Genomic DNA, 19,970 nt, shown 5'->3' with positions numbered 1-19,970 from the left:
GGTAAACCCTCGGCGATCAGCAATGTTTCGTTCTTACTGCTCGGTATTGGGTGTTTGAGATCTCTCAATTGTCACTCCGACCGAACGGGAAAATCTGAGCGCCCCCGGTTTCTCGATGCTTACCCAGACTCGCTCGATCCGCTCGTTTTGCAGGCAGAGCTGGGCCACTTCCTCAGCCAGTTTCTCGACGAGTTGAAAATCTGATTCTTCCACAAACGCAATAACAGATTTACAAATCGTGCGGTAATTCACCGCGTCTTCGATGTCGTCAGAAGCTCCTGCAGGGCGGATATCAACCTGGAACTTCAGGTTGATGACAACGTCCTGTCTGTTTTTTCGTTCATCGGGATTGATTCCAATGATCGTCCGCACGAGCAGGTCTTTGATTTCAATAAAGTCAGACATTCAGTTTTCCGAAATTGCCATTTGAGCGACGCACGACTTCCTCTGGATTGATTCATCTTCATTCAGAATCCAGAGACCGCCTAATCTGGACACAATCGTCCAAATGAATCTTAGTGCTCTCGCTCAGAAATACCACAATGAAACGTTCGTCTATTAACCGAGTTGCTGTCCACCAGTCACGTGTAAAATCTCGCCTGTGACAAATTCAGAGAGCAACAAGTACAGGGCTGCCTCCGCAATTTGCGAAGGAGAGCCGGTTGTTTGTAGTGGATTCAGATTGGCTTTCTGTTGAAAGTCCATCTCCGATTCTCCCGGAGCGGGCAATATCGCTCCAGGAGCAATTCCGTTGACCCGGATCTGAGGTCCAAGTTCTTGTGCTAAAAGTTTCGTTTGCGCAATCAGCCCCGCTTTCGAAATCGTATAGGCCACCTGCCCGGGAACCGGTTTTTCACCACGCCAGTCAACAATGTTCACTACCGCACCGCTTTGTCCGTTCAGTTGTTGTTGGAAAGCCTGAGTGACAAAGAACGGAGCTTTGAGATTGATATTCATGTGACGGTCCCAGCATTGTTCGTCCGTATCGCTGAGTGTCCCGGATTCAAAAATCGCTGCAGAGTTGATCAAGATGGAGATGGGACCGAGTTCCCGCGTTGCGTGCTCGACCACCTGTCGCGCTGCCGTGACAGGTTCTGCAAAGTTCGCAGAAACGGAAGTTGCTCGAACTCCGAATGCCTCAAATTCTGCCACCGCTGAGTCTGCCTCGTCTTGAGATGATCCATAGTGAACGCACACGTTGACCCCAACTTGCGCGAGGTGGCGCCCGATCTCTCGACCAATTCGTACTGCCCCACCGGTGACAATCGCTGAAGCTCCTGTCAGAATCATTTCAACTCCTCCGTCTCAACCGTTCCGTAAGCTTGTTCACAGTCATCCCTCTTAACCATGATAGCCAACTTTCGTCATATTCTGTTCCATGCTGAAAGATGAACTCTCACAAAAAGACGAATTTCATCCGCGGGAAACAAGTCCTGTTCGGATCGCTTTTTGTATTACTGAGCTTGACCCCGGCGGAGCAGAATGGGCGCTATTCCACATTGTCTCCCGGTTGGATCGAAACAAGTGGACCCCGCAAGTCTATTGCCTCTCCTCTGGAGGTGAACTGGTGAGCCGGTTTGAAGAGCAGGGGATTCCCGTAAAATGCTACGGAGCAAAGAGTCGCCGCGATCTCAAAGTGTTTCGCTGGTTGGAAGCGGAGCTGCGGAAATTCTCACCCAGGATTGTGCAAGGGTTCCTGTTCCACGGAAACATTGTCAGTCGAATCGCAGGGAGCCGGGCAGGGGTGCCGATTCGGCTTGCAGGCCATCGCGTCGCAGAGCGTGAGAGGAGATGGCATCTCTGGGTTGATCGACTGACGAAACGGTTTGTCCAGCACCATGTCTGCGTCAGTTCTGGTGTTGCGAAGTTTCTTTTAAAGAAACTCCGAATTGAAACATCTCAGCTGACTGTGATCCCGAATGGAATTGATCCAGAGTTCAAGTTGGGAAGTTTTGGTGGTCTGCGTGAAGAACTGGGTCTGGAACCTCAAACTCGAATTATTCTGGCAGTCGGGCGGCTGCATCGCCAGAAAGGGTTCAAAACATTACTTGAGGCGTTTCGGAAGAACGCGCAAGAGTTGGCTGATATCCATCTGGTTGTCGTGGGGGAGGGACCAGAACGGGCCAGTATTGAAGCATTCGTTGATCGATACTCATTACATGGCCGCGTGACCCTCACTGGCTTCCGTCCCGACATTCCTGAGCTCATGAGCGAGTCTGACCTGTTCGTACTCTCCTCGCTGTGGGAGGGAATGCCAAACGTGGTGTTGCAGGCCATGCTGATGCACTTACCAGTGATCGTAACGGACGTCGAAGGGGTCGCCGATCTCATCACTAATGGAGTATCGGGACGTATCGTCAAACCCGGCTCCATAAAGGACTTACGAACTGCGATGCAAGAATTTCTGGTAGATGATACCGCCGCCCAGGAAATGGCAACAAACGCGAAAGCTATTGTAGTCAAAGAGTTTACGTGGGATCGTGCGGCAGGTGAGTACGATCAGTTGTATCAGTCGCTTATTGAGAAGGCGTAATGCTGCCAATTTCGAGCTGAGCGAGATGCATGCCGAATGGGCTCGAAAAAAGAAGAAAATTCCAATCCCTACGGGGAGCAAGACCTGCGTCATTCGGGGGTGAGGGAAGATCGATTTTGCCCCGTTCTGTTCTTGACGAACCGGGCAATCTGAATACCCTTAGCCGTTGTGTGGGGACTCGTTAGGAAATACCAACCTGACGGTCAAAATGAGCAAGAATCGACGACAGTCCTGGATTTCTACAGGCCCTCAGCCATTAACGAATTTCTCGTGGCAAGGTCTGCTCTGGGACAAGTTCTATCCCGTCGCACGCCATTTCCCTACAGAACTCTCAATTTTCAATTTGCGTTGCCATCGATCAACGATTTGGCATGCAATCATCGAAGTTTCGACGTTCATTAATGAACGTCAGCGAATTCCGCTTGCTACTGGGCAATCGGAGCTTGTGGCTCATGACGAGCTGCGCAAAGCTTGTGGCTGGGAACTCCTTCCTTCGCAGCCACAAACCCATTCGTCCCACGCAGGGGAACGGAATCTCCTGGGGACGACTGGGTTTTTAAATACGGCTTGACTGAGATGGCACAGCGGCCTGAATTCGCAATAGCAACTCGCGTACGGCAATGATCATGGCAGTGATCATTGCAGTGAAGCCTGTATGATTCATGATCGCGAGGAAGCCTCCCAGTTCATAGAAGGGAGGAACTCTGCGGACCGTTTACGTTAGAGCATCTTTCGAGTTAATCTGCAGGTTCTGCCTCGTGGCGAACAGCATTTTTACAAGAGAGACGCGTTCTTCACGGGCGCAGGGTAGAGCAGGCTGCTCTAGTGGAGGTTAATTCTTGGTCTTCAGTGTCCAATTTAGGCTCCGGTGAGTCACCGGGCTGGTCGGCTACCCAAGATGCGGCGAGGTGGGTGCGGATCTACCCTGAATTTGCTCCAGGATTGGAGCAAGTTCGGCCAAAGTGGGATTATTCTGGAGTGTAGCCGGTTGGGACCATGTAGAGGCTTGCCGGACGTTGCGACAGAATTTTTCCGTCCTTTTCAGGAGCTGCGCGTGCTTTCTTCCATTCTGGATCAGCACCGAATTTCTTCCAGCCAGCTTTTGCAGCGTCTCGGTTTTCGTACTCCAGGACATAAATAAGCGTGTTCTTGGAAGCTGGATCATCTTGCGGAGTCCAGTAGCCAAAGGACTTCAACCCGTGTCGCGAGAAGATTTTCATTGTGTGGTCACGGAAACGAGCATTCAAGGCATCAAGTCGCCCCGGTTCAGTGACGTAAGTTCTCAACTCGTACGTCTTATTCGGGTCTGCCTTCCCGATTTTGGGGGAGTAGTCCGTCAGCGTCATGTAAGTTGATTCTGGTGATTTTGAAAGAATCTTACCGTGCGCTTCACGACTCGCCTTGGCGACTGCTTTCCATTCCGGGTCTGCGATGAACGCCTTCCAGGAAGCTGCGGCGGCATCTCGACTCTCGTGACGGATGATGTAGATCAGTCGATCCTTGTTGTCTTCAGAATCACTGCTCTCGGTAGCGTTGGCTTCTGTGTCGCTGGGAATCCAGTACGCAATATTCTTCATTCCGTGCTTTTCAAAGATCCTCATGGTGTGATCTTTGAAGCGGCTATGAAGAGCATCAATCTTTCCCGGTTCGCAAGTGTAAACCCGGAGCTCATACACACCATCGTCAGCAAAACTGTACATGCTTGATGTGATTACAGAGAGTGATGCGAGCGCAGCATAAAGAATTCGCAACATCTGAAGCTCCGTTCAGCGACGAAAATTGATGAGAAACATAGCTGGAAATGAAAGCAACCGGGTCGAAAGGACCACTGAGGCTTTCAACTTGGAATGACAGTCAGACCAACATGCAGTGAGCAGCCCGGCAAGTGTGCTGGCTTACTCAAGCTGACTTACAGTTGTGATTGCCATTGCAAGCTTGAAAAGACATTACTCGAGAACCGCAAACGGGCTGACTCGGTATGCTTTTTCAGCAATCTCTTTCTTTTCCGCGTCTGATTTGGCTTCAGCATGCATTTCGCGGAGTTTTTTTAGTTTTTTACGTCGAGTTCGGCGACGAGCCAACTCACGTGATCGTTCAATACGCCCCATGTGCCTGTAAACTGCTTTTAATCGATGGTTGGTAATGCGATTGGACACCCCAAATCGCGAGGGTTGTTAGAGTATCTCGCAGCGGCTTCATGGTCAACGGACCTTGAGGAACTCAATTCAAACGAAATCAAGGGATTGTCTCGAATGGATGTTCCCGAGAGTGACCTTTGATCAAATCCGCCTCAGTCTGATGGTCTTTCAGGAGAAGACCGGATGGTGAAGACCGGATGGTGAACCGGCGACCCCGCACGGGTTCGTGACTCGCGAATCTCGTCTACATTGTTCGTCCGCCGTCCAAAACGATGCACTGACCAGTGGTCATGGTTGTTCCGACAGCCAAATAGAGAATCGTATCGGCAACATCTTCGGGGGTGGAGCATCGGGGAATCGGATAGTCAGCGGTGAATTCATCGATCTGTTCTTCCGTCATCCACGTACGTAACCAGCGTGTGTCAATTGGTCCGGGACAAACAGCATTCACACGAATCTCGGGAGCAAGCACTCGTGCGAGAGACTTCGTCATCGTATTGAGAGCCCCTTTGCTGGCACAGTAGGCAATTGAAGAGCCGACCCCACCGATTCCCGCGACAGAACTCGTGTTGACGACTGCGCCATTGCCACTCTTCTTCAGGAGTGGGGCAGCCGCACGCGTCACGAAGAAAGGCCCTTTGAGATTGACGTTGAGGATGCGATCCCAGCGTTCCTCTGTCATTTCATCAAGATTTTTATGTGGAACGGGGAAAGTGCAGGCGGCATTGTTGACTAAAACATCCAATGCCCCGAACCGGTCGTCGACCTGCTGAATCATCTTTCGAACCGCTTCGTCGTCGCTGACATCGCACTGAATGAGGAGTGCTTCCGAACCAGCGGCTTCGACAAGTTTGACGGTTTCTTTCGCTTCGGTCTCGCTCTTGGTGTAATTGACTACTACATCAAAACCCAATTCTGCAAATTTTTCTGCACAAGCTCGCCCGACACCGGTCGCAGACCCGGTGATAAGTGCAACTGATCTTTCTGCCATGACTAACCTTTGGTTCACGATCTCGATTCGGTTCTGGAGCAGTTTGCTTTAGAACTGATCCTGAAATTTGAAATTGCTCTCTCAAACGTTGAGAAAAGCGACTATTCCAGAAGTTTTCGGACTGGTTCTACTGTGTCCCCGTGAAGAACGCGTTTCTCTGATGAAATTGCTGTTCGCTACGAGGCAGAATCTGAACACCAATTCGAAAGGTGTTCGTTCGGAGGTTATCGTGACAGCCAGCGGCGGCCCTGAACAGTCAGAATCGGGACTCAAGACTCAGAATCGTGAGCAATGTTGATCGATTGCTCAACGCTCAACTGCAGATCGTTATGCAGCGTTCGCATCACTTTGCGGAGGTTTTGGGCGGATCGATCTTGGTTTATTGTTCCCGCTGCGAGCTTTGAGATCGAAGAGACCGAAGATCTCTCCGGCGGACAAACTTAGTGAACTGTTTTCATTATCTCCATCGCCCAGAACCCGTTTAAAGAGTTCGCGCTTCTCCTGCAAAACCTTGTCGATTCGTTCTTCGATGGTGTTTTTGCAGATGAATTTGCTCACGATAATCTGAGACGCCGTTGCTCCAATTCGATGTGCCCGGTTGATCGCTTGATCTTCAACTGCGGGGTTCCACCACCGGTCATACAAAAAGACGTATCCGGCAAACTGCAAATTCAGCCCAACAGCCCCTGTGCCGTAACTCATCAAGATTAAATTGCATTTGGGGTCGTGCTTAAATTGGTCGAGAATCGGCTCGCGTTTTTTGGTGGGGATTCCACCGTGGTATGTCAGACAGCCGAACTGTTTCGTCCGTTCTGCCAGCCAGTCGAGCGTCTTTGTCCATTGGCTGAAGAGAATCGCCTTGCCTCCCGAGGCGGCCACTTCTTCCATATCTGCCACTAAGCGATCGAGCTTGCAGGAATCGCCTGTCATCGGATCAGAATTACAGATCTGTTTCAAACGCAGCACAAGCTCGAAGACGTGTTGAATCGTAATCGACTCGCCCATCCCATCGAGTTGGATCACTCCTTCTTTTTCGGCAGTTTTGTAAGTGTATTCCTGCGCTGGAGCGAGATCGATCATGGCGTCGCGGTCGATTCGTGGAGGAAGGTCCTGTGCCACGAGATCCTTTGTTCGTCGCAGAATGTATTCTTCGCTTAACTGCGAGAGCTGTCGAATATCCGGGGAAGCATGCTTCGGAACGACGTTCATAAACTGGAAGAGCGAAATCATTTCCTCAGCCCGATTTTCAATCGGAGTCCCTGTCAGGCAGAGGCTGCGGTCGCGAGGAATCGAATGAATCATTTTCGCTGTCACGGATTCCCGGTTTTTGATCCGCTGCGCTTCATCGAGTACGACCATGTCATACTTGGGGTGATCTTCTTCGCGCATGTTCATGAAGTCTCGCACGACGACTTCATAGTTTGCCAGCAAGACCATTGAACCGGGCATCTGCCAGATCATTTGGCGGCGATTGATATCACCTTCTAAAGTGGTGATCGGAATCTCTTCCGCCCAAAGTTTGAATTCGCGCTGCCAGTTCGGGATCAGCGGTTTTGGGCAAACCATTAACACGCGGCGAATTTGACCTGCTCGAAGCAGCAAGCGAATTGCCGTGATGGTTTGCATTGTTTTGCCCAGTCCCATTTCATCAGCCAGGAGTGCTGACTGCTGAGCAAATAACCACGCAATTCCCTCGTACTGATAGGGAAACGGTTCGAAGGGCATGATCAGCTCTTGCCCTTTTAGCCATGATTCCAATGGGGGTTGAAGAACGTAAAAGAGCCGGTCTTCGATGGAGAGTGCGTCACTCGGCGGTTGAATTCGGGTCGATTTTCTCTTCTTCGCACTCTTATCTGGATTCGCAACCTTCGGACCTGCGAGCTCTTTGAAGTTCTCGTCGGACTTCTTCGCTCCTGCGACTGGTAAGAATTCGATCCCATCAGGGAACGTGAGCCCAAAAGTGTTCAATTTCGGCCAAAACGGTTTCCAGGCTGGGATGAAGCCAGCTTTATCAAGGAGTGGAACCGAATTCGAATCGAGTGGTGGAAGACGCTTTAACGCTCCATTCATTCCAGTGATGTGCAAATGAGGAGACCCCATCTGGAAATCGGTCTCACTTACTTCCGGGGAAGCAAACTCGAACGGCATGGACTGAGGAGAAGCTTTAGGGCTCTCTTCTTGAACATGATCGTGATTATTGAACATGAAGGAAAATCACTTTCGAATCAGGCGACAGCGTTGGATTTGACAGTCTCCAACAGAGCGTCTTTCACACGTTCGAGCGGTTCAGCAAGATCAGCATCTGAGGAAATTCGCGCGCATTTTTGTTCGAGCAGGTCCTGATCTCCGGCATAGTCTCGATGAAACCGAAGTTGCTGCATCCCGAGCTGAATCCTGGTTTGGTCCGGGAGGTCTTGCTGCGGGTCATTTTTCGAAACGAGGCACCCAACCGGAACGGGGATTGCCATTCTTAAGTCAATCAGTTCATCTTGCGAAATGATGACCAGTTCGGGCTGAACTTTCAGACGTTCAAAAAGAGTTTTTCCGATCAGTTCGGAATAGACGAACGGTTCGAGAGTTGGCCCGTAGAGAATTTCCTGAGTTTTGTTCGGACGTATCGGTGTTGTACACTGGAACTCAAGCGGTCTCCCGAGTTGGTTGGTGACCAGCAAGCCACCGACATACCCGAGATCGGTTTGAACCACCCACAGAAAGCCAAGGTGAAACTTCTTTTGATCCGCCGGCTGCGACATCGAGACTCCATTCCTGTCGATTGAGATCGGGAAGTCCTTTCCCCACTTTTTTCGTCTCTGCTCAAATCGTCCACATAGGGAAAGAACTTGAGTCAGAGCAGCTGAGCCGTCAGGACTCTCCTCGAATCCAAGAATCCCGGAACCTTTATTCGTTGAGCTTCAGTCATGCTACCAAATCGCTGCAAGGGCTTCAGATGTGGTGCGATGTGTTGTATCTCTTTTGTTAGTAGTAAGATACGCTGAATTGTTGCCCGCGAGACAGTTGTTGACGGTTCCCAAAAAAGATCTGCGACCGCTTTGGTATGTTGATCGTCACGCCGGATAGGCGAGTGCCGTTCCGTTATTGCCCTGTATCCGTGGATATCGCCTCAACTGACAAATCGAGCCGAACGGACATTAAAGGTGCTGAGAGAAGCAGGGGAGGCAGGAGGCTTTACGCAGCCTCCCTATTTTCCAGTCTCTTTGATATTCGCCAGAGCATCTTCAATCGAATCAAAGTGTGGCCAGAGCTTGAATAAGCTCATGTTCTGCAGCACTTGCTTCATTTGTTCATTCGCGCTGCAGAAACGGGCTTGCCCGCCACGAGCGCGGGTTTCGCGCATCATCGAAACCAGCGAACCGATGAACTCTGAGCCGAAATAGGTGAGTTGGGCGAGATTCATGACCAGGTGCTTGTTTTCCGGCTTCATCATTTGCTGCCGAATCACGTTCGATTCAAGGTGCAAATCCTGATACCGGAACGCACTCCCTTCACCCATCGGAGTCACAACCAGGATATCGCCCAGCTTCTCTACATTAAAGATTTTAAGATGTCGCATGTTGCTCAACTTTTTCAGCTGGTCAATTTACAACGATAATAATGACCAGGAAGGATAGCAAAAATTCTGACCGCTCAAAGTTCCGGAAATGAGCGGTCATCTTCGTATAAATTGATCTCTCTGTCATCCGTGTCGGAATTCGCAGGTAAATATCGTCACGAAATCTTATCACTCCTCCGATTCAAGTGCACAGAGTTGCGTTTTGAGTTGCTCAACTGATTCAGCCGGAACATGACACGTCCCCCGCTCACACAAATAGACCCGACTTGTCACTGGGTCTTTCCCTTCAAATAAGGAGCGAGTCAGTTCTCCAGGATTCGTTTCCTGCGAAATGGCGATCAATCCATTCGGAAGAAACGTTCGTCGAAGATGCGTGAGCATTTCCTCGCTTGCCTGAGAGTTTTCACCTTGAATGACCACAATTTCTCGACTTGGACCGAGTAGGAAATCGACCGCAATCAGGCCTTGGCCGCATGCTCTGGGGTGTTCCTGAATGAGACCGCTGAAGGAATCGATTGTCCGTACTGCCAACGTTTCCAGTTCGGACCGCTTGCAAAGCCGCCCCAGTTTGGCGAGGACAGTGGCTGCCACTCCATTCCCGGAGGGGACTGCGTTGTCCTGATAGTCTTTGGTCCGAGCAATCAGAGACTCGTGGTCGTTCGCGGTGTAATAAAACCCGCCATGCTCTTCATCCCAGAAGGTCTCGATCATCTTCTCAGAATATTTCACGGCCTGTTCAAGCCATTGCTCTTCACCACTGGCCTGGAAAAGCTCCAGCAGGCCTTCGATAAAACAGGCGTAATCATCGAGGTAAGCCTGAAAGCGAGCCCGGCCATCTTTGTAGCTGTGGACGAGATTGCCGTCGGCATCATGAATCTTGGAAAGTACGAAGTTCGCAGCATTTCGTGCGGCGTTGAGATATTTCGCATCATCCAGGGCAAAGGCCGCTTGTGCCATCGCTGCAATCATCATGCCGTTCCAGGAGACCAGAATTTTCTCATCCCGGCCTGGTGCGATTCGCTGCTTTCGAAGTGAGTACAACTCTTTCTTCGCAGAGGCGATGATCTCCTCGATTTCTTCGAGACTGACTTCCAGTTCGGTGGCGACTTGCTCCAATGACTTCGGGCGATTCAGGATGTTCTGACCCTCCCAGTTCCCCGACTGACTGACGTCGTAAACGGCATTGAAGATACGTGCTCGTTCTTCCCCAAGCGCTTCGACAAGTTCCGCTTGCTTCCAAACGAAAAACTTTCCTTCGACACCTTCGGAGTCTGCATCCTGTGTGCTGTAGAATGCCCCTTCCTCTGAAGTCATCTCTTCAAGAACATAGTCGAGAGTCTCTACGACCGCTCTGTGGAATTCGTTTTCGCCTGTAAATTGCCAGGCTTCAAGATATGCGGGGACGAGCAGGGCGTTGTCGTACAGCATTTTTTCAAAGTGCGGGACCAACCAGTGTGCATCGGTCGAATACCGGTGAAACCCTCCACCGATCTGGTCATAAATCCCGCCGTGGAGCATCTTTTTCAAGGTGAGAGAAACCACATCGATCGCTTCCTGAGAGTCAAAGCGTTTTCCCAGACGCAACAAGGCTCGCAGGTCCATGGGATGCGGGAATTTCGGAGCTCCTCCCAATCCCCCATGCTTCATGTCAGCGACTGCGATGATGGATTTCATCGCGGATTGCAGCGTTTCGACATTGAGCTGAGCTGAGTCAAAAACAGGGGCCGCCATTCCTTGAATCGCCTCGACGAGCTGATCGGCGCTCGTGACGACTTCTTCACGTTTGTTCTGCCAGTAGTCTGTCAGCTTCAGTAAAATGTCCTGAAATCCGGGCATCCCCATTCGTGATGTCGGAGGCCAGTAGGTTCCACCGTAAAACGGCTTTCCGTCAGCTGTCATGAAAACAGACATGGGCCAGCCGCCCCGCTTCGTGATCAATTGCACTGCCGACATGTAAATCTGATCGACGTCAGGGCGTTCTTCGCGGTCGACCTTGATTGAAATGTAATTTTCATTGAGAAGCTGGGCGATCGTGTCGCTTTCAAAGCTTTCATGTTCCATCACATGACACCAGTGACAGGCGCTGTAGCCCACCGAAAGGAAGATCGGTTTGTCCTCAACACGAGCTTTTTCGAATGCTTCCTCCCCCCAGGGATGCCAGTCCACCGGGTTGTAGGCATGCTGGAGGAGGTACGGACTGGTCTCGTCGATCAGTCGATTAGGTGTCCGTTCGTGGGATTCTGTTTCTGTCATGTCAGCCAGGGAGATGCGAGGTCAATATTGCTACACGGTTCTCGAAAAGTGTGTCCAGTTCTCTCACGCAGCCAGGATTTATGCCGCAACAAAACATTGCGTCAGGTCCAACAACTTGCTCCGTGGAGGCAAGACTTCCTTCCATCCTAAATGAATTCACTCGCACTTGCCGTACATGATGCCCTGAAATCAAAAAGATTCATCGCTTCCTCGAAAGTGCCGGGTTCTCACTCATGACCCGCTGACACAACTTAATACATCAACTTGCAAGAGGTTAGGCTTTTGGCGTACTATGACGATTGAAGCGAGTGTGTGGCCCATCAGGGAGAATTTCCAATTTCCACAACACATCCTTAACCAGAACGGTTGTTGTCATCCCGTTCGCGAGACTAGGTCGATGCTGAAATACGACTGGGAAAATAGTGTTGGGTACTGGGTATGCGCCACGTCGCATGCCCTCCGTAAGAAGCTGGACTCGCACCTGGCAAAAGAGGGAATCACCATGCGTCAGTGGGAGGTGCTGGCCTGGCTTTCCGCGAGCGGCAATGGATGTCAGTCGGTCATTGCCGATCAGCTCGGAATTGAAGCAAACACATTGGCTGGCGTGCTCACCAGAATGGAGAAAGCTGGACTCCTCACACGACGGAATTGCCCAGATGACCGTCGAAAGAACACGATTCACCCCACAGCAAAAGCAGAAAAACTCTGGAAGCGTGTTGCTTCGGTTCAATATGCGATGAGAGAGCAAGCTGTCCAAGGGTTGTCAGCGGAAGATCTTGCACTCTTCAAAAGTATGTGTGAGCGAATCTACAACAACGTCACGGATTTGAATGCGAATCACGCAAGCTTCGATCCCTGCAAGTCTGCAGATCCATTCGTTGACAATGTTTTGAAGTCCAGTTCAGAAGACAATACGGCGCCTTAATCTCTCTGCTGAATCTCCGGCGGTTGCTCGCTGCCTCGTTCTACTCGCCTCTTTCCTTGCACTCACATTCTCCCGGTCCGCTGACCTTTGTGAATTGCTCCTCATGGAATGGTCGCATTTTGCTCTCTTGCAGCGGCGATCCGCGCGTCATCAGACTCTCGGCGAAAGAGATACTTCACAGAGACTGGAGAGCACGAATAGGTTTTAAGTCTTAACGATTTCCGTTGACTCTGCTGGTTGAGGCCGTTGTGGTGGATTCTTTGATCCTTTTTTGGATTCATCCTCGTTGTAGTAGCTTCCATACGATTCGTAACCGTAGCCGGACTCCGAAGCCGATTCGATATCGAGTCCATTAGCGATCAGACCATGAACATTCGCACCGTGGACTCGCAAGGTATCCATCGTTCTAACAATCGCAGCACGTTTGTTTTTCTTCAGTCGCGCAACCAATGAAATCCCATCGACATGAGCGGAGAGAATGGCTGGGTCGCTGACAGCCAGAACTGGCGGCGTATCGAGGATGATAAAGTCAAATTCGCTTCGCATTTCATCCAAGAGAGCAGGCAGGTTGACTTGGGAAAGGATCTCTGCTGGATTCTCCGGACACAACCCGGCAGTAATGAGAGACAAGCTTTCCGAGGGAGTTTTTCGAATTGCATTCTGCCATTGAATTTCATTCAACAGGATATCGGTAAAGCCAATTTCCTGTGGAAGTCCCAGCAGGTGATGCAACGTGGGACGTCTGAGGTCGCAATCGATCAGCAGGACACGTTTCCCCGCCTGAGCCATTGCGAGAGCAGTGTTGACCGCAATGGTACTCTTTCCGTCACCCGGTTCTGCACTTGTGATTTGCAGCACTTTTTCGTTATTTCGCAGCCCATGAAACAGCGTTGTGCGAATCGTTCGGAATGCTTCCGCTTCTCGCGATCCCGGACGATGCAAGAAGACGAGAGAAGTTGTCAGTCCGGTCTCTTTGGAGAGTCGTTCAGCATCGGGCGTGGAGACGAAATTCGGAATCGTGCCAAGTAATGTCGTCTCCGAAAGTTTGCAAAGTTCATCCACGTTCTTGATCCGCGTGTCCATCCATTCTCGGAAGTATGAGAGAATAAAGACGAGACCAATTCCCAGGAATCCAAACATCCCCACGATCTTAATCACACGTTTCAGCGATCGCTCAATTCGAACCTGAGCGATCTGTTTCATGCGATAGCCTTCCTGTTCTTTGGAGACGTCGTACGTGGCGATTTGATTGAAGACTTGCGAGAGTTGAGCTTTCTTGATGCTCAAATCGTCTTTCAAACGCTGGTCTTCAACCTGATACAGTTCCGCATCTTTCGCTTTCTTTTCTGCGTCTTCACGCATGATGGTCAGGTTCTTCGCGATGCTTTTCAATTCTTCCAACTGGCTTCTGAGAGTCTCTTCATAGACTGAGATCAGATCCATGCCTTCGTGGTTTCTCGCATCGGCAGGGTTATTGCTCGAACGTTGATACGCCGGGGGCGTCAGTCCCTGTTGAGCATATGAGTTCAGAATCGTGTCGATTTGCCGACGAACGTTGCGTACATCGGTATGGTCCGCACCGAGAGAGTGCAGCAAGCCTTGTTCAAGCAAGCGTGCGGTTAAAAACTGTTGGTCCAGTGCTGCCTTTTCCGGTGGCCCTGAGAGTGCACCTGCTCCACCTCCAGAAGATGCATTCTTTCCGGCTCCCGTGCCGGTGGAAAGTGAATAGGTCACCCAGAACTCGAGGGACTCGCGCGAGTCACCACGTTCTCGGCGGCGTTTCAGTTCCGAAAGTTTTGCTTCAATCCCGGACTGTTTAATCTGCCCTTCGTTTTGCTCCTCTTCAATCGACGTCAGCTCAGCTTCGTAGCGGCTTTGCGGCGGAACAGGAACACCGTTGGCACCGACGATGGGCGATGCTTTTAGAAATACCGGAGCCGAGACTCGGAACTCACGATAATCTTTCTCCAGCTTGGCGATTTCGTCAGATAACTTTTTCTGGCGATTGAGCAGTGTGTCGTACATCTGTCGCGAGTTCTCATCGCGTGTTTCGTGAAGGTAATCTCGATAAGACTCAACAATCGCCTGAACAACAGTTTTCGCAATCGCCTTGTCCGGGTGATCGAACGAAATATCAAAGACGTTATCGAAGGAGTTCTCCTGTCCGGCACTTCTCGAAACCGCCATTCCTTCGCGGATGTTTTTGTATGGGTCGTAAGCCGTCGCCAGAGCGGGAACACTATTCAAACCGTGCTTCTTGAATGCAGGCTCGATGATTAAGTCGCTTTTGATGAGCTCGACATGATCACCGCGATCTCCAAAACGATTGGCTTCACCATCGTTGATTGGAACCGAGGCTTTCTTTGAAACGAGCACTTGCGTATTCGCAGAATAAATCGGCCCCATGAACAGGTACATTCCGATGCCCGCCATTCCACCCAGGCAACCCCCGAGGATCAGCGGCTTCCAGATGGAAAGTAGAAAACGCCCAATATCGATACTGGCTCTCGAACTGGCGGAGTTGCCGCTCATAAACCCGAAAGGGGCAAAATCAAATTCTGCCTCGGAATCACTTTTCTGTTCTGTCTCGGATGACACTCGACAACTCCCGGGAACTTTCGTTCCGTATCTATGATGAACTCAATCTTTTGCGGTTTTTTTGGAAAGAAAATCAGGCGCGAGCAACTTCTCGCGCAGTCTGTTCCGCACAATAAAATTTCAATGTTTCTTGCAGCCCCTCTTCGAAGCTGAACTTCGTGGTGTAGCCCAATTCCTTCTTAATCTCAGAAATCTCCGCCCATGAATGAAGCACATCACCTTGTCGAACTGGCTGGAAGTCCGGCTCAAACGGTTTGTTGAGTCCAGTACAGATGGCATGCAGCAAATCCAAGACTGTGATCGACAACCCGGATGCAACGTTGAAGACTCGGCCAGAGACACCCGGTGTCGTCGCTGCCAGCATATTGGCATGGACGACATTGCCGACATACACGAAGTCACGTGATTGTTCACCTGTTCCAAAAATCTTTGGTCGACGACCTTCAAGCAGGGCAGCAGCAAACAGAGGAATCACAGCAGAGTAGGGGCTTTTCGGATCTTGGCGTGGACCGAAGACGTTGAAGTAACGCAGCCGCACCACTTCCATTTCGTATGAGTGGGCAAAGGCTTCGCAATAGTATTCCGCAGCGAGTTTGGCAGCTGCGTAAGGTGACAGAACTTCCGGAGTCATGCTTTCCCGTTTCGGCATCTCCGGGTTGTCTCCATAAGCACTGCTCGAACCGGCATACACCACACGCCGAACACCCGCCAGGCGAGATTCGTTCAAGACATTGATCGCTCCGGTGACACACGCATCGTGAGTCGCCATTGGGTTTTCGATGCTGACCGGGACAGAAGGTAAAGCGGCCTGATGAAATACGGTATCCACACCTTCAACGGCCTTTCGGACGATTTCTGGATCGCTGACATTACCTTCGATGAACGTCAACTTGCCTTCCAGGTGAGCAAGGTTCTTCAGATGTCCGGTTGAAAGGTTGTCTAAAACCCGAACAGTACAACCCTGTTCAACCAACTGTGTGGCAATATGCGAACCGATAAACCCTGCACCACCAGTGACCAGGCACGTCGACAATTCCAAAGACATTCAAAACTCTCCCGTCCGATTTTATTTCGTTTTATGATTGATGGTGTTGCTCAGCCCAAAATCAATGTAATGGGACTTGTTCGGTCTCGTGAATGACCAGGTTTTTCGCTGGCGAAAGACGTTATTCACGGTCACGAAAAAACGCATTTGTGCCGACGAAATTCAGCCAAATGACTGCAGTTCGAGTGAATCACAACGATTTCAATCCGCTTGTGAGGGTTGCTGAGATTGAGTTCACCGTACCAGTCAATTTACACTAATTTCTGGCACAAGAGGAGAAGTTGCCCAGGGATTGAATAATTCCCTCAACAAACTGTAAGGAATGGACAACTCTTGACGACTTGTGATGTTGAAGCAACGCCACGCAAACTCACTACGTTTGCTAAAACCCATATTCTCGGTATAAAGCGTTTCAGAACAGACATTAATGATCTGTAAATTTCACGAGAGAGCAGCCCGAATCACTTGCAGATTCGCTACTAAATGATTGACAATCACAACAGTCATCACTGTGAGCCATCACAGCGAACATAATAAATGTGACAAGACCATTTTTGTCCAGTTGATTCGAGCCGAGGAGTTGAATCAATCCTGGATCGCTTCGATGACGAAGCGTAGTCTCCCATCTCCTCATCTCACGAATGTTTTAGGTTTACGGAATGAGCACGGATAAGAGTGCCCCTCAATCTGATTCCCCCAAATCAGATTCCCCTCAAGATGAGGCTCAAGTGGCGTCCCCTATTCAAGAGACCCCAGCAACTGAGTCAGTTCTCACTGATCCCATTGCGACTGAGTCCACTCCTGCGGAAACTCCTGTCACGGAAGCAGCAAAGCCAGCAGTACCCGAGGTCGCTGTCACTGCTCCTGTCGAGGAGAACTCGCAGGCCTCAGGTTCAGAAAACGCGGCAGTGACTCCGCAGGCACCAGTTGCAGAAGCGGAATCGAGCGGTGCTCCGGCAGAGGGAACGCCAGCACCGGAAGCAGCCTCACCAAAAGATGAGGGCTCCAAACTCAAGCTCAATCCGACAACCACTCCACTCGATGCACGCCCAGTTCCATCGCTGGGTGGAGAAGCCGGTTTCGTTCCGCCCGTTCCAGAGGGACCGATTGAACTCCCCGGCGCTAACGACGATGAGATCGAAGCGGAAGTTGCGAAAGCTCTCAGTGGAGGGGAGTCAACATCCTCGACCACTGCAGATTCGACTTCAACCTCAGAAGCCGGTGCTCCAGTAAAATCGAGTGTTGATTCCTCAATTGAAGCAGCCATCGAACAGGCAATGGGTGGAGCAGATGCGCAAGCAGAAGGTGAGGAGATCCCTCAGCAGAAGCTCGATCCGGAAGACCTGGAACCCGGGCAAAAGCTAAGCGGGATCGTCCAGTCGGTGAGCGGGGACAATGTGTTCCTCGATTTCGGCATGAGACTCAGCGGTGTCGTTCCCCTCAAATCATTCGGAAGCAAAGGTGCACCGAAGCCTGAGGAAACTCTCGAAGTTCTCTTCGAACAAGTCAGCGACGAAGAAGGATTGATTCTGACTCGACTCCCCGGTGGAGTCGCAGCCGCAGTCCAAAGTTCCGATTGGGATTACTTGCAAAAAGGGCAAATGGTCGAAGCTCTGGTCAAGAAAACCAACAAAGGTGGACTGGAAGTGACCGTTGGCAGTCTGAGAGGTTTTATCCCAGCCAGCCAAATCGATCTCGGCTTCGTCGAAGATATGGAAGTCTACGTTGGTAAAAAGGTGACTGCAGAAATCACCGAGCTGAAGCCAGCGAAGAAGAATCTCGTCCTCAGCCGTCGCAAAGTTTTGAACGCACGCCGAGCCGATGCGAAAAAACTGTTGATGGAAGAACTGAAGCCAGATCAAGTTCGCACAGGAATAATCAAAACCATCAAAGACTACGGTGCGTTTGTCGACCTGGGCGGCACTGATGGCTTCCTCCCGATCTCACAGATCAGCTGGATTCGAATCGGCCATCCATCGGAAGTCATTTCCGAAGGTCAGGAAATCGAAGTCAAGGTTCTTAGCATTGATCGTGAGAAAGACAAAATCAGCTTGGGGATGCGTCAGCTTACGCAAAACCCGTGGAAAGTTGCGGAGTCGAAATACGAAAAAGGCTCAAACGTCACCGGTCGAGTGACCAAAACTGAAACCTTTGGTGCTTTCGTCGAACTCGAACCCGGCATTGAAGGTCTTGTTCATATCAGTGAACTTGAGCATCGCCGCGTGAAGCGTGTTACCGAAGTGCTCAAAGTCGGAGACATGATCGAAGTTCAGGTTCTTGAAGTCGATCCCGGTAAAAAGCGAATCAGTTTGTCGATGAAAGCTCTCAAGGCCAAACCAGAGCCTGTCGACAGGCCAGAAGAGCCAGAAGTCGAAAAGTACGAGCGCAAACGCAAAGGTCCCCTGAAAGGCGGAACCGGCAGCGAGGGCGGTGGCGGCTTATTCGGAAACCCCGGCGACTTTGGGAAGTAAGGTGCCATGAGAGTCACCTCTTCGGTGCCTCCAACTGCTCCCATGCGATTCCAGCCCAAGAAAGCCCGGCCACAATGTCCGGGCTTTCTTTTTTGTGCATGTTCAACGCTTGTCGAGCCCATGAAGATGAGTTCTGTGACCCCATAGACCACTCACCGCGAGGCAGAACGCGTTTAGAGCATCTTTCGAATTGGTTTGCAGGTTCTGCCTCGTGGCGAACAGCATTTTTCCTAGAGAAATGCGTTCTTCACGGGCACACGGTAGAGCAAACTGCTCTAGAATTCTCGAAGATGCTCTCTCGGCACCACAAAATCACGACAGACCAAGGGCAGAGGCAATTCAAGAAAAGAGCAGGGCGGAGCCAAAGAACAGAGAAACAGGCCCAAGTCAGAAACCGAAACCAGCAGTGTCCCCACAATACCGCAGGAATACGACACCGCACCGCTAGAATATTGCATAAAAAATGCCGTTCACAATGAACGGCAAAGTGGTCGCATCCGGACTCGAATAATTGATTGCGTCTTGCCGTTTTTTGACTATTTGAAATCTTAGGGACACAATTAGGGACCACTAGGAGTCGAGGGCCGGGATTCTTTGTTTTTTGTATTCCGTCCTCACTGCGTCTTCTGAAATAGAAATGAAAAAACTGGACAGTCCAATTCCTTCTGGATTTGTACTTCTCCATATCGCAGGTACATTCGGTTTTGCGTTCCGGTTTCTGTAACGGAAGAGTGGATTGGTCACCGGCTGGGGTTTGTTACACTCTCGGTCGCAAATTTCCATTGCTTGCCGATGTTGCGGATTGGTCACCGGCTGGGGTTTGTTACACTCGAGTTTTACCAACAGTCTCTACACCTAGCGTTGCGGATTGGTCACCGGCTGGGGTTTGTTACACTTGAGCCGGAGAGGGTGTTGGTCCAAAGTGGTTGCGGATTGGTCACCGGCTGGGGTTTGTTACACTGCGACTTTGCAGCAGGCGACTCTCTTGAGGGTTGCGGATTGGTCACCGGCTGGGGTTTGTTACACTCTTTGTTCTTCTTGCACTGCGTGTGCGTAGTTGCGGATTGGTCACCGGCTGGGGTTTGTTACACTGGAAACCTCGTCAACAGTAAGGTCAGAGAGGTTGCGGATTGGTCACCGGCTGGGGTTTGTTACACTCCTTACTTGACAGCTCATCCGTGACGTGAGGTTGCGGATTGGTCACCGGCTGGGGTTTGTTACACTCAGCTGATCCACCGTTGGATGTTGCGGATTCGTTGCGGATTGGTCACCGGCTGGGGTTTGTTACACTGCATCATCGATCCCGCCAAAGAATGGAGTGTTGCGGATTGGTCACCGGCTGGGGTTTGTTACACTACCGAGTGCCATAGCTAAAACCTTTTCCCGGTTGCGGATTGGTCACCGGCTGGGGTTTGTTACACTCGGCGAGAAGTTGACTCATAGCG

General features: G+C 50.8%; 15 protein-coding genes and 1 CRISPR repeat array. Of the genes, 4 read left to right on the top strand and 11 right to left on the bottom strand.

The genetic code is table 11. From position 1 onward, the window contains the following. Positions 1-33: 33 nt before the first annotated feature. Both folB and ACN0YR_RS14990 read right to left on the bottom strand, forming a co-directional pair. Positions 34-405, bottom strand: a complete 372-nt coding sequence (folB, locus tag ACN0YR_RS14995) for a dihydroneopterin aldolase (RefSeq protein WP_417850054.1) — start codon at positions 403-405, stop codon at positions 34-36. Between the two features lie 153 nt (positions 406-558). Then, complete coding sequence (locus tag ACN0YR_RS14990; protein WP_417850053.1) at positions 559-1,290, bottom strand: SDR family oxidoreductase; 732 nt, start codon at positions 1,288-1,290, stop codon at positions 559-561. 88 nt (positions 1,291-1,378) lie between these two features. Between ACN0YR_RS14990 and ACN0YR_RS14985 the strand changes: the two genes are divergently transcribed. Together ACN0YR_RS14985 and ACN0YR_RS14980 are read left to right on the top strand one after the other, a co-directional pair. Next, the gene (locus tag ACN0YR_RS14985) at positions 1,379-2,533 is read left to right on the top strand and encodes a glycosyltransferase (protein ID WP_417850052.1); all 1,155 of its coding nucleotides are present in this window, start codon (positions 1,379-1,381) and stop codon (positions 2,531-2,533) included. Between the two features lie 208 nt (positions 2,534-2,741). Then, entirely contained in the window at positions 2,742-3,104 is a 363-nt protein-coding gene (locus ACN0YR_RS14980) for a hypothetical protein (protein ID WP_417850051.1), read from the top strand. A gap of 397 nt (positions 3,105-3,501) precedes the next feature. Here ACN0YR_RS14980 and ACN0YR_RS14975 read toward each other — a convergent pair whose 3' ends face one another. The 7 genes from ACN0YR_RS14975 to ACN0YR_RS14945 form a co-directional block, all read right to left on the bottom strand. Continuing rightward, on the bottom strand, positions 3,502-4,287 hold the full coding sequence (locus ACN0YR_RS14975) for an NIPSNAP family protein (RefSeq protein ID WP_417850050.1): 786 nt from the start codon (positions 4,285-4,287) through the stop codon (positions 3,502-3,504). Positions 4,288-4,479: 192 nt separating this feature from the next. Next, on the bottom strand, positions 4,480-4,641 hold the full coding sequence (locus ACN0YR_RS14970; protein ID WP_197442069.1) for a DUF6800 family protein: 162 nt from the start codon (positions 4,639-4,641) through the stop codon (positions 4,480-4,482). Between the two features lie 274 nt (positions 4,642-4,915). Further along, positions 4,916-5,662, bottom strand: coding sequence for an SDR family NAD(P)-dependent oxidoreductase (locus ACN0YR_RS14965; RefSeq protein ID WP_417850049.1), 747 nt, complete (start codon positions 5,660-5,662; stop codon positions 4,916-4,918). A 327-nt stretch (positions 5,663-5,989) separates the two neighbouring features. Further along, entirely contained in the window at positions 5,990-7,867 is a 1,878-nt protein-coding gene (locus tag ACN0YR_RS14960; RefSeq protein WP_417850048.1) for a DEAD/DEAH box helicase, read from the bottom strand. A gap of 20 nt (positions 7,868-7,887) precedes the next feature. After that, positions 7,888-8,415: a hypothetical protein gene (locus ACN0YR_RS14955; protein WP_417850047.1), complete on the bottom strand. Its 528-nt coding sequence runs from the start codon at positions 8,413-8,415 to the stop codon at positions 7,888-7,890. A 446-nt stretch (positions 8,416-8,861) separates the two neighbouring features. Then, positions 8,862-9,233 (bottom strand): STAS domain-containing protein, encoded by a 372-nt coding sequence (locus ACN0YR_RS14950; protein ID WP_417850046.1) that lies wholly within the window; start codon positions 9,231-9,233, stop codon positions 8,862-8,864. A 168-nt stretch (positions 9,234-9,401) separates the two neighbouring features. Next, positions 9,402-11,486 (bottom strand): thioredoxin domain-containing protein, encoded by a 2,085-nt coding sequence (locus tag ACN0YR_RS14945; protein WP_417850045.1) that lies wholly within the window; start codon positions 11,484-11,486, stop codon positions 9,402-9,404. Positions 11,487-11,883: 397 nt separating this feature from the next. Here ACN0YR_RS14945 and ACN0YR_RS14940 point away from each other — a divergent pair, with 397 nt between their 5' ends. Beyond that, positions 11,884-12,411 carry a MarR family winged helix-turn-helix transcriptional regulator gene (locus ACN0YR_RS14940; RefSeq protein ID WP_417850044.1) on the top strand — a complete coding sequence of 176 codons (528 nt, stop codon included), beginning with the start codon at positions 11,884-11,886 and terminating at the stop codon, positions 12,409-12,411. Positions 12,412-12,615: 204 nt separating this feature from the next. Here the strand turns inward: ACN0YR_RS14940 and ACN0YR_RS14935 are convergent, their stop codons facing one another. Both ACN0YR_RS14935 and ACN0YR_RS14930 read right to left on the bottom strand, forming a co-directional pair. Continuing rightward, positions 12,616-15,009 (bottom strand): polysaccharide biosynthesis tyrosine autokinase, encoded by a 2,394-nt coding sequence (locus tag ACN0YR_RS14935; protein WP_417850043.1) that lies wholly within the window; start codon positions 15,007-15,009, stop codon positions 12,616-12,618. 73 nt (positions 15,010-15,082) lie between these two features. Beyond that, positions 15,083-16,054, bottom strand: a complete 972-nt coding sequence (locus ACN0YR_RS14930) for an SDR family oxidoreductase (protein WP_417850042.1) — start codon at positions 16,052-16,054, stop codon at positions 15,083-15,085. A gap of 659 nt (positions 16,055-16,713) precedes the next feature. Between ACN0YR_RS14930 and ACN0YR_RS14925 the strand changes: the two genes are divergently transcribed. Beyond that, positions 16,714-18,525, top strand: coding sequence for a S1 RNA-binding domain-containing protein (locus ACN0YR_RS14925; protein WP_417850041.1), 1,812 nt, complete (start codon positions 16,714-16,716; stop codon positions 18,523-18,525). Between the two features lie 728 nt (positions 18,526-19,253). After that, positions 19,254-19,947: a CRISPR direct-repeat array (repeat unit 36 nt; unit sequence GTTGCGGATTGGTCACCGGCTGGGGTTTGTTACACT). Between the last annotated feature and the right edge of the window lie 23 nt (positions 19,948-19,970).

Origin of the sequence: Thalassoglobus sp. (assembly GCF_048270125.1) — a bacterium.
GTDB lineage: Bacteria > Planctomycetota > Planctomycetia > Planctomycetales > Planctomycetaceae > Thalassoglobus.
Note: the sequence above shows the minus strand (reverse complement) of the source record. Positions and strands in the feature narration are given on the sequence as shown.